The sequence below is a fragment of the Flavobacterium sp. CF136 genome (assembly GCF_000282055.1).
Classification (GTDB): domain Bacteria; phylum Bacteroidota; class Bacteroidia; order Flavobacteriales; family Flavobacteriaceae; genus Flavobacterium.
On sequence record NZ_AKJZ01000021.1, the window covers coordinates 41,374 to 56,817 of the forward strand.

Below are 15,444 nucleotides of genomic sequence, written 5' to 3' on the forward strand. Positions count from 1 at the left end.
AATTTTTTTTGCTTAAGATAAAACAGCTTTCTTTCTATTGAAAGAAATTCCAAACTAAACCAAATCGGATAGTGAAATCACGATATGGATTACCCGGCGCTGAATAAAGTTTGTTTTCTGAAAAAGCAGCATTAAAATGTTCTGCTTTTAAATAAATTCGGGTCTGGCGAATCCTTCCATTAAGAAAAAAATCAAAAGTTGGATAACCTCCAATTTTTTTCGTATCCTGAACGAAAAATTCTCCAACTACCGGATTGTAATCATTTCCGTAATATTTTGTAAAATAATTAAAAATGATTCCTGTCTGAATATAAAGTGCTTTTTTAAAGAAATAGGTAGAATAATAAAACGTATTTCGGGTTACAAAATCCGGTACATTTAAGATTAAATCTGATTGTGTTACTTTTTGATACAAGAAAGTATTATCTAAACCAAAATCTCCAAATTTAAACTCTCTATTTGCCTTTACGGATAAATAATTAATGGTATTGCCGTATTGTTCCGGATTTATAATCTGAGTCTGATTCGCCTTTTGATCAGCAGTAGCAACATCCTTAAAATACAAATGATCATTTAAAACGGAATATTGTACTTCAGCATTTAACCAGGGAGTAAAAACATTGGCGTTAATTGAATTAATTTTTTCGTTTTTAAAATCATTGGACCAATTGTATTCTATATAACTGCTTTGGTATAAATTATAGTTGTTATTGGGCAATTTGTTGATATTTCTGTAACGAAAATCAAATTGTATTTTATCATTCAGATGATACCTCAACTTAGCATCTAAATCGGAAAGTGATTGTTTTGTAATAGATCTTGAATACATGAATCGTCCATTCCATTTGTTTTTCTGATATTCATACTGACCTCCAAAACTATTAATTTGCCGAAACAGATTATCAGGAATAATATCTCCGTCATCCTGAAAAATAATACGGTTGTATTTGTAATTTGACCTGTAATCATCAATAAAGAAATTAAATTTTCCAAGCAGCGAATTTTCATAAGCCAATCCTACTTTATTGTATAATTTTTCGAAACGGGTCTGATCTTTCATATTACTGGAAACATAAGATTCCCCAAATCTTTCAACAGAAGTACTGCCAACTGTTGACAAAACCGTAGGCTGCTTATATTCGAAAAACTTGTTCTCATAGTTAAACTGATGCGTAACATATAAATTGTTATTTCCCTGTTTAGGATTTATTCTGAAAGCATGATCAAAAAAAAGCCTTTTCCCTTTTAAGAAAGATTCGGCATCTGTGAGATAAACTTCCAATCTTTGGCGATTATCAAAATTTGCATCTCCACCTTCAAAATCTTCCGCTGTTGTAATTCCCCCATTTTCTTCGTTCAAAATATCCTGATAGGTATAATGGAGATATAAAACATAGCGCTTATCAGTTGTAAAATAACTGGCTCCAATTTTAAAATTCCCAATACTTGTCATCTGATTAATATACTTCCCTTCTGAACGCAATCCCCTGTAACCTGCAAAAAAGTTAAGGTTTTTTGATGTATTCAAAGTAATAAACGAATCAACGTTCTGCCCTTTACCAATGGATGTATTAAAAAACAATTCAGTCAAAGGTGTTGCCACAGAGTAATAATGAATTTCATTGGCTTCTAAAAAATTAAAATGTTTCCCTTTAAAACCGATGTCCGGATATGGCGAAAAATCTGTCAGGCTATATTGTAAAGTATTGTAAGTTTGTCCGATATTAGAAAAAGGTAAAAGTCCAAAATTATCCCTTCGGAGATAATTTTGCTTATAAGCACTTTTTAAGGTTAACGAAGTATCAACAATAGTAGTGTCATGTTCTAGTGTAATAATTTGATATTGCTCAATCTTGGCAATCAGGCTTTTTTTCTTTTTTACAGTATCCGTAATACTTGAATATTTCGAATTCATATCTAAATTATTTTTAGGAACAGTTTTTTCCTGAGAGAATAAGAAGGCTGGTACAACTAATAGATATAGAAAAAAAAATATTCTCATTTGATAGCTTTATATATGTATACTAATTTCAATAAAATTGGTCAGGCAAAGGTAAATTATAAATATGTATAAATAAAAAAACACATCAATTAGTATTTATAAAATTTTAAAACCAGTATAAAAAAAACTGCCCAAAATTGGGCAGTTTCTATACATTTTATTAAAAATGATTATAATTCATTTTGTACAATTAATGGATTAGCATTGATTTCTGCTCTAGGAATCAACCATTGCCATCTTTTATCTGTTACAGGTACATTAATAACTCCATTTACAATTGCTGAATCATGATTAGCTCCGGATCTGTCTAAAGGAGAATTTGTTCTCTTTAAATCATAAAATCTAAACCCTTCACCCCATAATTCAATTCTTCTTTGAAATAAAATTTCATCAACCAAAGCTTGTCCTGTGTTTGCAGACAAAACATAAGCCGGATTTCTACTGCTAACCAATGTAAAAAGAACTGTTTTTGCGTCTGCCAATCCTAATCTTGCTTTTGCTTCTGCTTCGATAAGATACATTTCAGCAACACGCATATAAGGAACATCACATCTACTGTCACCAGTACTTATTGATAAGAATTTCTGACTTGTGTAAGGAAATTTAGCATATGTTGTAGGAAGAGCCAATGCTGTATGAGCACCCGTTTTATCAAATAATTTTGAACGGACATCTGTTGTTGGAATTAAATTATAAAGTTTACTATTAATCGCCTTTGGACAAGAACGGATAACTGTCGAGTTATAATTTCTGGACATATAAGCTCCAAAATTACCAAAATAATCTGTTTGAACTTCATTAATATGGCTTCCCCACATCCATTCTCTATTTGTAAAGTCATTAAAACCTTTTACATATTCATCTACAGACATTAAAGCGATACCAGTTTTAGCCTTAGCAGCATAATCTGCAGCAATAGCCCAGTTTCCTTGCGTCAATGCAACTCTGGCTTTTAATCCCTGAGCAACTTTTAAATTCAAATGTGAATTATTTGGTTTTGTGTAACCAACTAATAAAACATTCGCTTCATCCAGGTCTTTGTTAATTTGAGTATAAACTTCTTCTACAGTTGAACGAGGATAACTTTCATTATCAACAGTTAAAATAACCGGAACACCAAGTTGAGAATTTACAACTCCGTTTTCATATCTTTTTCCAAACAACTGAACCAATTGGTAGTGAGAAAAAGCTCTGTAAAGCAATGCTTGCCCTTTTACAATTTTTTTATCAGCATCCGTACCAACAGCTGCATCAACGGCATTGATAATAGTATTTGCATTCCTGATTATTCTATAATAAGTTCTGTATGGAAATCTTACATCTGTAGAGTTTTCATTTGCCGCACCAGTCCAGTTGTAGCTTGCTAGAAACCAGCCATTTGTTACAGGAAAAACTATATCATCCCCGGCAATATCTACCTGCTGCATTAAACTCCCTAATCCATTCATATTTTGAGTATCATCATACCTGATATACAATGATCTGTGAATACCATTTAACAACGTCATTAAATTGTCTGTTGTTGCCGTAGCACCATCATAATCAACAAATTCAGTTGGTTTTTGATCTAAAAAATCATCTGAACAAGAAGTAAGCAATAACAATGATATTGCAAAGAATACCTGTTTTATATAATTTGATTTCATAATATTAAATTTTAAAAGTTTAAGTTTAAACCTAATGTAATAACTCTTGAAGGAGTAAATCTGTTCTGAGTAGTTCCATTAAACGTTTGACTTGGATCTGATCCCTGACGTTTAGTGAATAACATTAAATTTTCACCATTTACATATAAAGTAGCATTATCTATTTTTAATTTTGAAATTAAATTAGATGGCATTTTATACGATAAGTTAATTTGTCTGAAAGATAAATAATCTGCACCAATCAACCATCTGTCAGAAGCAGCAGAAGACTGGGTATTTCTATTAATATCTAATCTTGGAACATCAGTAATATCTCCCGGCTTTTGCCATCTGTTGTAAATATCGGTACTCAAAGCTGATCCATAATTATTACCTGTATGCATAAGGGCAGCATAATTAGTATCATACATCTTTCCGCCTATTTGGTATGCAAACAAAACTTCTAATTTTAAACCTTTGTATTCAACATTAGTTCCAAAACTTCCGTATAAATCAGGAATTGCTGAACCGGAATAATGATATAATGCTTTATTTTGGTCAGTTGTTACATTTACACCATTTACAACTCTTTGAGTTGTATCGCCGGCAACAATTAAACTAGGATCTGAAACATACAAAGCATAACCATCTGCAGGATCCACTCCATACCAATCTCTTAACCAAAAATCATAACGAGATTGTCCAACAGCTAATTTTTTTGTTCCATCAATAATCTCTTTTTGTGGCAACTTAGTAATTTCGTTTTTAACTGTTGAAGCATTGATATTTAGCCCCCATGAGAAATCAGGTGTTTTTATAATTGTCCCATCTAATGAAACTTCAAATCCTCTGTTATACATAGAACCAATATTTTCATATCTGTTATCTAATCCTGAAGACAAAGGATTTGGTACTAAAAATATTAAACCGTCAGTATCTCTGTTATAATACTCTACACTACCTTTAAGTCTGTTTTTAAACAACCCAAACTCAATAGCAATATCTGTTTGTGTGTTAACCTCCCACTTCAATTTGTCTGCTCCGGCAGCATTCGTAATAACTCCGCCTTCACTGCCATTATCAAAACCTAAACTAAATGTCGATTGACTTACATAAAAAGGTAAACTTGCATTATCATTGTTACCATCATTACCTACTTGTCCAACCGAAGCTCTTAACTTCAAATCATTTACCCATGAACTATTTTCCAAGAAACTTTCTCTTGAAATTACCCAGGCTGCTCCAACTGACCAAAAATCACCCCAACGAATATCTTTGGCAAATTTTGAAGAACCATCTCTTCGGAAAGACGCTGAAGCAATATATTTATCTTTATAGCCATATTCTATTCTTGAAAAATAGGACTCTGTACTATACCCTCTGGTAAAAGAGTTTAAATTAGTGGTAGTCGCATAATTAACAAACTCCGGATTATCAGGCGAAACCTGTCCTGTCTTAGTACCTGTAGTCCAATTTCTTTCGTAATCATAACTCTCATGACCAAATAAGGCAGATATATTGTGATTTCCAATTTCTTTAGTATAATTTAATAATTGGTTATAAGTTACACCTGTCAAAATCCTGTCTTCTTTTGATATTAATCCTGTAGGCGCCCCATCTCCAATTTCTGTATTATAGGTATATGTTCTGTTATAATACGTTTTATCTAAAGAGGCATTAGTTGTAAACTTGAAATCTTTTAAAAATTTAATTTCAAAATATGTTCTGCCGGACAAAGCCAGGCCTTTTTGATTATCCGTATTATGTAATGTTTCATAAACAATATTTCTACCACTTGAAGCTCCGGAACCTCTAGCAGTCGAGTAAACTTTATTCCCTAATCCATCAAGTACATAATCTCCATTTGCCGTATGATCGTACACAGGATAAATTGGCCCCATATATCTGATTGTTCTGAATGCATTATTAAAAGAACTTGTATTATCTACCCCATCAACAGCCAAATCTGAATTGGTAGATGTTGCTGATAAATTCATTCCGGTTTTCAACCAATCATTCAAAGAAGTATTAAGATTCAAACGGGCTGCAACTCTTTCATAATCTGATTTTCGAATGTAACCTTCTTCATTTAAATATCCTATCGATGCAAAATAATTAGACTTTTCCGTTTTACCCTGATAAGAAAAGTCAGTATTTTGACGAACTCCGGCTCTTTCCAGCTCCCTTGTCCAATCTAAATCGTTCGGATATAATAATTGAGCATTTGGATTTAATTTACCATCAGTCCCTACAACCTGATTACCAGGAACATTAAAAGGATTTGTTATCAAAACAACCGGAACTCTTCCTGATGCATATAAGTTTGCAGCATCAATTTGAGTTTGATTTGCCATAGGGCGGCTATTTCTGATTGCTTCCCATTCTAAAGGGTAGTAATCCAAAGCTCCCACTCTGTCATATTCCTTAATCAATCTGGAAGTTAAACCCTGGCTAACATTCAATGTGAACTTATCTTTTGAAGACTTACCCATCTTTGTAGTAATAATTACAACACCATTGGCTGCTTTTGAACCATATAACGAAGTTGATGCTGCATCTTTTAAAACACTTAAGCTTTCGATATCATTTGAATTCAAGTTACTGATATCACCAGAAAAAGGAACTCCATCCACAACATAAAGAGGGCTGTTTCCTAAAGTTATTGAACTAAAACCACGTATTCTTATATTTGGAGCTGAGCCTGGTTGTCCGGCAGCACTTTGAATTTGAACACCGGCAGCACTACCTTCAATAACAGACAAAGCATTCGTTAAGGATCTATTCTCAAGTTGTTCCGCTTTAATCTGAACTGCTGAACCAGTATAAGAACTTTTTTTAGCTTTACCATAAGCAACAACCACGACTTCTTCCAAAGCCTTTCCTGAATCTGCCATCTTTACGTTTACTTTAGATGAAGGGCCAACAGTAACCATAACGTCATCCATTCCAACATAAGAAAAGACCAGTACATCACCTGGTTTAGCTTTAACAGAAAAGCCTCCGTCAAAATCTGTCTGGGCACTATTTTTTGTCCCCTTAACAACAACATTAACACCAGGAATAACCCCTGTATCACCAGAGACAACACCAGTAACAATTCCCTCTTGAGCAAAAGAAAACTGCATAGACAACGCTATCAATAGCGTAAAAATCCATTGTAATTTTAATTTCATTTTAATATATTTTGAATTAGTATGAAGCAAACATCTTAATTATTTCTTAATATACCAAACAAAATTTAATATCATATTTGTATTTTTTTAATATTACTTTAACATGTAATTGTAATTTGCTATATTTTAATTGCAAAAAATAGATAATTCTTAAAAATAAGCTTTATTTTTAATTTTTACACAATGCTTCATTTTAACATTTTTAAATCTAAAACATTTGAAAATTATTCATTAAACAAATAAATAGTTAACAATTTATTAAAAAACCAAAATAAACCACACTTCACAAAATAATCACAAAAGCAATAATAATTTTTAAAAAAATATTTTTAATATTTGCAATAAAAAAGTATATTTCACCAAATGCTTCAAAAAAATTTTTCAGGATATGTTTTCGAAACCGGGACCGATGAAGCCGGACGTGGTTGCTTAGCCGGTCCTGTGACAGCAGCGGCAGTAATTTTACCCGCTCATTTTGAACATTCTGACCTGAATGACAGTAAACAGCTTTCAGAAAAAATAAGGGAACTTTTAAAACCAATTATAGAAGAACATGCCATTTGTTATGCTGTAACCCATTTACATCCGAATGAAATTGACGAAATAAACATTCTCAATGCTTCAATGAAAGGAATGCAGGAATGTATATTGAAATTAAATCAAACACCCGAATTTATTATTGTAGATGGAAACCGCTCTCTAAATGCCAAATTAGGTTTGAAAAACACTTTTGGAAAACAATTTTCTATAACCGAAATAGAATTATTAAAATCAATTCCGAATCAAAGTATTATTAAAGGAGATTCTAAATTCTTAAGTATTGCAGCAGCTTCAGTTTTGGCAAAAACCTATCGGGATGAATATATGAATCAAATTCATGAAGAATTCCCAATGTACAACTGGAAACAAAATAAAGGTTATCCCACCAAAGAGCATCGCGAAGCCATCAGAAAATATGGCCCTACAAAATATCATCGAATGAGTTTCAGGCTTTTGCCGGAACAACTCGAATTAGATTTTTAAACAAAAAAGACTTATCACATTTGATAAGTCTTTTTTGTTTTTCCTAAAACTGAATTTTATATTCAATATCCGTCAAAAGCAGATCAGATTCTTTTAATTTTTTTATATTTTTCGTTAAACGATTATACTATCTGAAAAATTAAACAAATTCAGCTTCAAATAAATTAGTCATATGTTTTACGATTTTAGCTTTCACCTCATTCTCATCAACCTTATCAACTCCTAATTCTACATGCAAAGATGTAACCCCTTTGCCACGAATTCCACACGGAATAATATTATCAAAGTAACCCAAATTTACATTCACATTTAAGGCAAATCCGTGCATGGTTACCCAACGTGAAGCACGTACACCAAGCGCACAAATTTTTCTGGCAAACGGAGTTCCGGCACCAAGCCAGACTCCGGTTTCACCTTCGCTTCTGCCGCATTCCAAGCCATACTCAGCCAATGTCAGAATAATAGACTCTTCCAAAAAACGCAAATATTTATGAATGTCCGTAAAAAAATTTTCCAGGTCTAAAATCGGATACCCTACAATTTGTCCCGGTCCGTGATACGTAATATCACCACCGCGATTAATTTTATAAAAGGTTGCGCCTTTGGCTTCAAGCTGTTTTTCGTTTAAAAGTAAATTTTCAAGATCACCGCTTTTACCCAAAGTATAAACATGTGGATGCTCTACAAACAACAGATAATTTGGAGTTGGCAAATCGAGTTCTTCTCTTCTGTTTTTTATTTTTAAGTCAACAATATCCGCAAAAAGTTCTTCCTGATATTCCCAGGCTTCCTTATAATCTTTTTGACCTAAATCCTTAAGTTGAATAGTTTTATTCATTTTTATTATTTTTCAAACTCAACTTCAAAGTTAAGTTTGTCGGGATTGTCCATATAATCCGTGAATGGATATTGAATTGTAATCGTTTTTCGATCTTCGCTAAATAAAGCATTTGGATTAGATACTTTTTTGATTTTTTTCGGAAAGTGGTATTTTAAAATATAATTTGACGAAGCAAAAATCATTTTAGACATATCAGCTGCCGAATCATTCACTTTTTCAGCAAGTTTTTGCTTGTCTATTATTGCTTTTCTGATAAACTTCTTTCCGTCATAAGCGTAATTTAATTTACTGTTATTGTTACCAAAATTACCCCCAAATGGAGTTGCTGTACCACCACCCTGTTCTAATTTCTGAAAAGTGCTCATCGTCTGCAATATGTCCTGCAACTCGTTCACATTTTTAAAATCGGTAGAAAGTGTCATTAGAAATTCTTTCTTTTCACTGTTCATTTTGGTGTTTATCACAAAATTTTCCAGTTTTTTAAGTTCTTTTTGAGCTTCCGGAGAAAGCTTTGCGATACTGTCTTTTTTTTCTTCCAGTAATTGTTTGAAAGTAAAAGTAGAATCGATATTTTTCTTCGCATCAGCTCCCATTTGGCTGCCAATTTGATCTCCGGCCATTGCCATTAAGGAAGAGCCGTCCATGTCTACTGAAAACTTTCCGGCACCGTTATCATTTACGTAAATATTTTCAGTGAAAGTACAACTTGTAAGAGTCACCAATAAAAAAGAAAAACTAAGCAATTTATATATTTTCATCATAATTTATTTTTTCTCAAAGATACGGAGTCTATTTTAAAATATTTAATCGTTGAATCGTTTGTTGAAATAACAAAGCTTAAAAGACTTTTCACTCCAAAACCACTTCTAGACTTGCACTTTCCGGATTTTGCAGACAATCTGAAAGCTGCAAAACCAATTTGAGTGACTTATTATCGGAGCAAATAATTGCTTTTTCATTAGAAACTGATTTTATTTTTCGAGGAAAATGGTAGTCTAGAGTAAGAGTCTGAACTAATTTAAATCCGGAAGTTTTCTTTTTAAATCCCTCAATCTCGTCTTGTTTTTTCTTTAATTCTGCCAAATCTGTAACTTTTACAACTCTTTTAAAAGTTGTCCCGTCAAAAGAAAAACTAACATGATAATAATGTTCTTCGGCACTTAAGGCGTAATTGTGCTTCAAATCATCGGCATATTCTACAGTTTTATATAAATCTGCAATATCTTCTGTTTTATTAAAACTCTGTGTGAATGTATTTTTAACTTCTTTCTCGAAGGAACTTTCTTTGAGATGAACTTTTACATCTTTATATTGATTAAAAACTATTTTTTCTGATGCAGGAAGTTTTGCGAAATTTTCAGCATATTTTGTGATGTATTCCTGAAAAACGTAAGTGGTATCCCGAAATATTTCTTCTTTAGCATAATTTTCTCCGGACAATTGCATATAACTGTGCTCGTCGCGAATTGCTATGGTTTCTATATTTCCGCTTCCGTCCGGGTTTAAATGAATCGTTTCGGTAATTTGACAGCTTGTTGTGAGAATTAGAAATAGCAGGATTGATAAGTATTTCATTTTTTTGAGAAAGATTCTGAGGTTGTGAGTTGCTAAGATACTGAGTTTTTATCTCAATTTCTTATAGAAATATTTTTGTTTTTTATCATTATTGATAAAGAATTTACCTCAACAAAACCTTCCAAATATGAGCCGTTCCTACGGAACTGAATTGGAAAACGTTTTATTTTTCAACGGATTGAAATCCGTTGCTACAAAATAAATCATTCCTCCGGAATTTTGCCGAAAGAGTTCCATAAGAACAAAGCATATTGCAGGGATGGATTTTAATCCGTCCTTTTTGATATGCGGATTTTATAAACACCCTCAACCAAAAGGTCCTTTAAAAACATAAATATCTAATCCAGCCCCGATAGAAGTGGTATCCTTTTTTGCTTTTTATGCAAAAAAGATATAACGGATAGCGGGACAAAAGGGCATTGAAACTTCTTAATTTTCTGCTACAAAAAATCTAAAATCTGCATTCTGAAATCTGCATTCTTTTCTTTATCTTTGCGCACTTAAAAAACAGTATATAATGGCCTTATCTGAACAAGAAATCATCCGAAGAGAGAAACTTCAAAACTTACGCAACTTAGGAATCAATCCTTATCCTGCTAATCTTTTTCCTGTAAATCATACTTCAAAGCAAATTAAGGAGTCTTTTGAGGAAGGTAAGAAGGTGATTGTTGCCGGACGTTTGATGAGTGTGAGAGATCAGGGAAAAGCTTGTTTTGCTGAATTGCAGGATAGTGAGGGACGTATTCAATTGTACGTTAATCGTGATGTTTTGTGCGAAGGTGATGATAAAACTTTATACAATCAGGTATTTAAAAAACTGACCGATTTAGGAGATTTTATTGGTATTGAAGGTGAATTGTTTACGACTAAAGTGGGTGCCCAATGTATTCGTGTTGACGGATTTACTTTTTTGAGTAAAACATTACGTCCGCTTCCTTTACCAAAAGTTGACGAGGACGGAAATGTACACGATGCTTTTAATGATGCTGAATTGCGTTACAGAATGCGTTATGTAGATTTGACGGTGAACCAAAACGTAAAAGAGACTTTCGTAAAACGTACGAAATTGTTTAACGCAATGCGTGACTTTTTTAACACTGCAGGTTATCTTGAGGTTGAAACTCCGGTTTTACAGCCAATTCCCGGTGGTGCTGCAGCGCGTCCGTTTATTACACATCACAATTCACTAGACATTCCGCTTTACATGCGTATTGCAAACGAATTGTATCTAAAAAGATTAATCGTTGGTGGATTTGAAGGTGTTTATGAGTTCTCTAAAAACTTCCGTAACGAAGGAATGGACAGAACACATAACCCGGAATTTACCGCTATGGAAATATATGTAGCCTACAAAGACTACAACTGGATGATGAACTTTGCCGAAGATCTTTTGGAGCATTGTGCTATTGCCGTAAACGGTACTTCGACTGCTGTTTTTGGAGAGCACACAATCAACTTCAAAGCGCCTTATGCCCGTGTAACGATGACAGATTCTATCAAACATTTTACCGGTTTTGATATTTCCGGAAAAAGCGAAGACGAATTGTTTGAAGCTGCCAGAGGAATGGGAATTGATGTTGATAAAACAATGGGTAAAGGAAAACTGATTGATGAGATTTTTGGAGCAAAATGCGAAGGAAATTATATTCAGCCTACTTTCATTACGGATTATCCTAAAGAAATGTCGCCTTTGTGTAAAGAACACCGTGACAATCCGGAATTGACAGAGCGTTTTGAATTAATGGTTTGCGGTAAAGAAGTAGCGAATGCTTATTCTGAATTGAACGACCCGATTGATCAAAGAGAACGTTTTGAAGACCAGATGCGCTTGTCTGAAAAAGGAGATGATGAAGCGACAGGAATTATCGATGAGGATTTCTTAAGAGCTCTTGAATACGGAATGCCGCCAACATCCGGAATGGGAATTGGAATGGACCGTCTGATGATGTTCCTTACAAATAATGTTTCTATTCAGGAAGTATTATTGTTTCCGCAAATGCGTCCGGAGAAAAAACAGATTCAGATTGAATTATCTGATGAGGAGAAATTTATCGTAGATTTATTGAAAGGAAATGAAAATAAAATGGATTTAACGCAATTAAAAATTACTGCAAATTTAAGCGGTAAAAAATGGGATGCGTCTATGAAAAACTTATCTAAACATGGTTTGACCAAAGTGGCTGTTGAAGGTGATTTTAAATTTGTGGAGTTGGTGGGGTAATTGAATTTTCATAATAAAACAATAAAAAAGAGCTTCGATTTTGAAGCTCTTTTTTATTGTTTTGTTATTTTTGATTTTCTAAATAAATAACCAATTCATCAACATTCGTAAAAGGATTTAAATTAAAAACTTCAACACCATCATTATTTTGAATAACCGACAATCTGGTCTTTTCTGCATTTGATTTCCCAGTAGTCATTTTATCTTTTAGAATTGAATAATGTTTAAAGTTATTCTTTTCATAACTCTCCATTCCTATACATTTCTTTAATTCTTTTTCTAGTTCTGCTTCGGAAGCAAAAGCTTTTGTTGAATTTTTGTAATGAAACAGGAACCACAATTCAAAACAAATACTTGAAAAAATTACATCGGCATTTTTACTAGAAGCAAGTTTAAAAACATCACCTCTTTTTGGAAAATTATCATGATCAAAAACTACGAATATTTTTTCAAAACCATCTTTCTTTGCATTTTTTAAAACATCAGTTACATCACCTTTACAATCAACTATATTTACTGCAATTGTTTTAGGTAAACCTAAATCTTCTTTCAGCGCATTAAAGTAATTTTTCTCCGTTAAACCTTCGCAAAGAATTAAAACCTTTTCCTTAAACGATCTTGTTTTAAAATTATTAATTGGTCTCTTAGCCATTATTTAGAATTTATAAATTCAATTAATTCATGTCTAAAAGTTTCTCTAGCAATATTAGGCACTGCACCCAATCTTCCTTCGATATACCATTTTTCAAAATTTCCTTCTCTAATTCCTTTAATATCAGAAACAGTATATAATTCTGTTTCTCCTTTTGAATTTTTCTCTACTAAATTAATTTGATCTCGTCGTAAATTATTTTCAGGACTTAATAAAGTTGTATCATGAGTTGCGAAAATAAATTGTGCCCCTTTTTTATTTATTTCAGGATCATTAAACAATCCTAATATATATTGTGCAATTTCAGGATGCAAACTTCTTTCAAATTCATCAACAATTAAAACTTGTCCTGCTAATAAAACATGTAATATAAAAGGAATAAAAGCTATAACTCTTTGTGTTCCAGAAGACTCATCTTCAAAATCGAACTCTATTTTCTCTTTTTTACTATTCAAATGAAATGTTTTAATCCCACCTTCTTTTTCTTCAAAATCAACTACTTGTGTATCAATTTTTTGAATTAGTGATTTAGATAATTTCAATATTTCTCCCCAAGCACCTAAATTCCCAAACATAACCTTACTAAACTGCTCGTTAAATTTATCCGAATGCAACTTATCTGTGGTAAGAATAAGCATTTTAACGAACTTTTGAAAAACATCTTTTGCAATTTCAACATTCTCTAATGCAGCCTTTCCTAAAAACAATTGATTTTCATTTGTACGTTGCTTGATACTCTCAAAAATCCCCTCATATCCGTTTCCTTTACTAAATTCTTGGCGATGTCTTTCAAAAATTTTCACTTTCAATCCTTTTGGAAAACTAAACAGGGACTCCTTTAATATTTCATTTCTAAAAACTTCAATACTATAAACATACTTTATTTGATTAACTAAAATATCAATTGAAAAACAAGAAGGTTTATGTAAACTTTCTTCATTTAATTTAAAAGGCTCATACAAATAAATAATTTCATTTGGCTTATTATCTGTTGATGATTTAAAAAAGATTAAAAAATCACTCAAAGCTCTAATAATATTGCTTTTCCCACTTGCATTTGGTCCATAAATGGCTGCAGAAGTTAATGCATAGTAATCTTTATTTTTAGTAGCATCCGGATTTGTCTTCTTGATTACGTTTATTAGATTTTTTAAATCACTTGGCACCATCGACAATTCAACCATTTCATTAATGGATCGAAAATTAGATACTCTAAAGTTTAACAACATCACTTAAGGGTTTAATTTGTAAATAAATTACAAATATACACACTAATTAACTCTATTATACATTTTCTTCTTATTATTTTCTCTATACCAACAAAGCCCTCTTATTCTCAATATCATTCTCGCTCAACAAAGATTTTATATTACCAAAAGTCACCAAAGCAATCTGCGTTAAAGCTTCAGTGGTAAAAAAAGCCTGATGGGCTGTAACCAGAACATTCGGAAAACTCATTAAACGCTGAATCGCATCGTCCTGAATAATATCTTCTGATAAATCTTTAAAAAACAATTTCTCTTCCTGTTCATAAACATCGATTCCTAAATAACCAATTTTACCTTCTTTTAAACCTTCAATTACGCTGGCAGTTTCAATTAATCCTCCTCTGCTTGTGTTGATAATCATCACATGCTCTTCCATCAAGGCAATTGATTTTTCGTTGATGATATGTTTGGTCTGTTCATTTAATGGGCAATGGAGTGAAATAATATCGCCTGATTTAAAGATTGTTTCAAGAGATACAAATTCGACTCCGTCTTTTTCCATTTCAGGATTGGTGACAATATCATATGCCAGAACTTTACAGCCAAAACCTAAGGCAATTTTTGCAAAAGCTTTGCCTATATTTCCAGTTCCTATAATTCCGATTGTTTTTCCGAATAAATCAAAACCCAATAATCCGTTTAAAGAAAAATTCTGTTCTCTTACTCTGTTGTAAGCTTTGTGTGTTTTTCTGTTTAAGGTTAAAATCATCGCCATTGCGTGCTCTGCGACTGCCTGAGGCGAATATGCGGGAACACGACAGACTTTTAAATTGTATTTTTTGGCTGCCTCTAAATCTACATTGTTAAATCCGGCGCAGCGCAAAGCAATAATTTTTACGTTTTTTTCTGCCAACTGCTTAATCACAGCTTCATTGACAATGTCGTTCACAAACACACAGACAATAGAAGCATTTTCAATTAAAATAACCGTCTGCTGATTGAGCTGCGTTTCATAAAAATCCAGTTCAAAACCAAACTCATTATATTTATTAAAAAAAACTTTGTCGTAAGGCTGAGTTGAAAAGAAGGTAATTTTATTGGTTTCAGCAGCTAAAGTCATAGAC

At 32.6% G+C, this 15,444-nt stretch carries 11 protein-coding genes; 2 read left to right on the plus strand and 9 right to left on the minus strand.

The window, feature by feature from the left end:
- Positions 1 to 34: 34 nt before the first annotated feature.
- From PMI10_RS09095 to PMI10_RS09105, 3 genes are all read right to left on the minus strand, one after another.
- Positions 35 to 2,002 carry a putative porin gene (locus PMI10_RS09095; RefSeq protein ID WP_007806937.1) on the minus strand — a complete coding sequence of 656 codons (1,968 nt, stop codon included), beginning with the start codon at positions 2,000 to 2,002 and terminating at the stop codon, positions 35 to 37.
- Positions 2,003 to 2,172: 170 nt separating this feature from the next.
- Entirely contained in the window at positions 2,173 to 3,648 is a 1,476-nt protein-coding gene (locus PMI10_RS09100) for a RagB/SusD family nutrient uptake outer membrane protein (protein WP_007806939.1), read from the minus strand.
- A gap of 11 nt (positions 3,649 to 3,659) precedes the next feature.
- Positions 3,660 to 6,800 carry a SusC/RagA family TonB-linked outer membrane protein gene (locus PMI10_RS09105; protein WP_007806941.1) on the minus strand — a complete coding sequence of 1,047 codons (3,141 nt, stop codon included), beginning with the start codon at positions 6,798 to 6,800 and terminating at the stop codon, positions 3,660 to 3,662.
- Between the two features lie 363 nt (positions 6,801 to 7,163).
- Here PMI10_RS09105 and PMI10_RS09110 point away from each other — a divergent pair, with 363 nt between their 5' ends.
- Positions 7,164 to 7,823 (plus strand): ribonuclease HII, encoded by a 660-nt coding sequence (locus tag PMI10_RS09110; protein ID WP_007806943.1) that lies wholly within the window; start codon positions 7,164 to 7,166, stop codon positions 7,821 to 7,823.
- Between the two features lie 139 nt (positions 7,824 to 7,962).
- On the opposite strand, the gene lipB is transcribed toward PMI10_RS09110, so the two are convergent.
- The 3 genes from lipB to PMI10_RS09125 form a co-directional block, all read right to left on the minus strand.
- Complete coding sequence (gene lipB / locus PMI10_RS09115) at positions 7,963 to 8,661, minus strand: lipoyl(octanoyl) transferase LipB (protein WP_007806945.1); 699 nt, start codon at positions 8,659 to 8,661, stop codon at positions 7,963 to 7,965.
- Between the two features lie 5 nt (positions 8,662 to 8,666).
- Positions 8,667 to 9,425, minus strand: a complete 759-nt coding sequence (locus PMI10_RS09120) for a hypothetical protein (RefSeq protein WP_007806947.1) — start codon at positions 9,423 to 9,425, stop codon at positions 8,667 to 8,669.
- A gap of 88 nt (positions 9,426 to 9,513) precedes the next feature.
- On the minus strand, positions 9,514 to 10,239 hold the full coding sequence (locus PMI10_RS09125; protein WP_007806949.1) for a hypothetical protein: 726 nt from the start codon (positions 10,237 to 10,239) through the stop codon (positions 9,514 to 9,516).
- Positions 10,240 to 10,756: 517 nt separating this feature from the next.
- Here PMI10_RS09125 and lysS point away from each other — a divergent pair.
- The gene (gene lysS, locus PMI10_RS09130; protein ID WP_007806951.1) at positions 10,757 to 12,460 is read left to right on the plus strand and encodes a lysine--tRNA ligase; all 1,704 of its coding nucleotides are present in this window, start codon (positions 10,757 to 10,759) and stop codon (positions 12,458 to 12,460) included.
- Between the two features lie 64 nt (positions 12,461 to 12,524).
- Here the strand turns inward: lysS and PMI10_RS09135 are convergent, their stop codons facing one another.
- The 3 genes from PMI10_RS09135 to PMI10_RS09145 all read right to left on the minus strand — a co-directional run bounded on the left by PMI10_RS09135 (position 12,525) and on the right by PMI10_RS09145 (position 15,440).
- Positions 12,525 to 13,112 (minus strand): RloB family protein, encoded by a 588-nt coding sequence (locus PMI10_RS09135; RefSeq protein ID WP_007806953.1) that lies wholly within the window; start codon positions 13,110 to 13,112, stop codon positions 12,525 to 12,527.
- Positions 13,112 to 14,341, minus strand: coding sequence for an AAA family ATPase (locus tag PMI10_RS09140; RefSeq protein WP_007806955.1), 1,230 nt, complete (start codon positions 14,339 to 14,341; stop codon positions 13,112 to 13,114). The genes PMI10_RS09135 and PMI10_RS09140 overlap by 1 nt, the downstream gene beginning before the upstream one ends.
- A gap of 82 nt (positions 14,342 to 14,423) precedes the next feature.
- Positions 14,424 to 15,440 carry a 2-hydroxyacid dehydrogenase gene (locus tag PMI10_RS09145; protein ID WP_007806957.1) on the minus strand — a complete coding sequence of 339 codons (1,017 nt, stop codon included), beginning with the start codon at positions 15,438 to 15,440 and terminating at the stop codon, positions 14,424 to 14,426.
- Between the last annotated feature and the right edge of the window lie 4 nt (positions 15,441 to 15,444).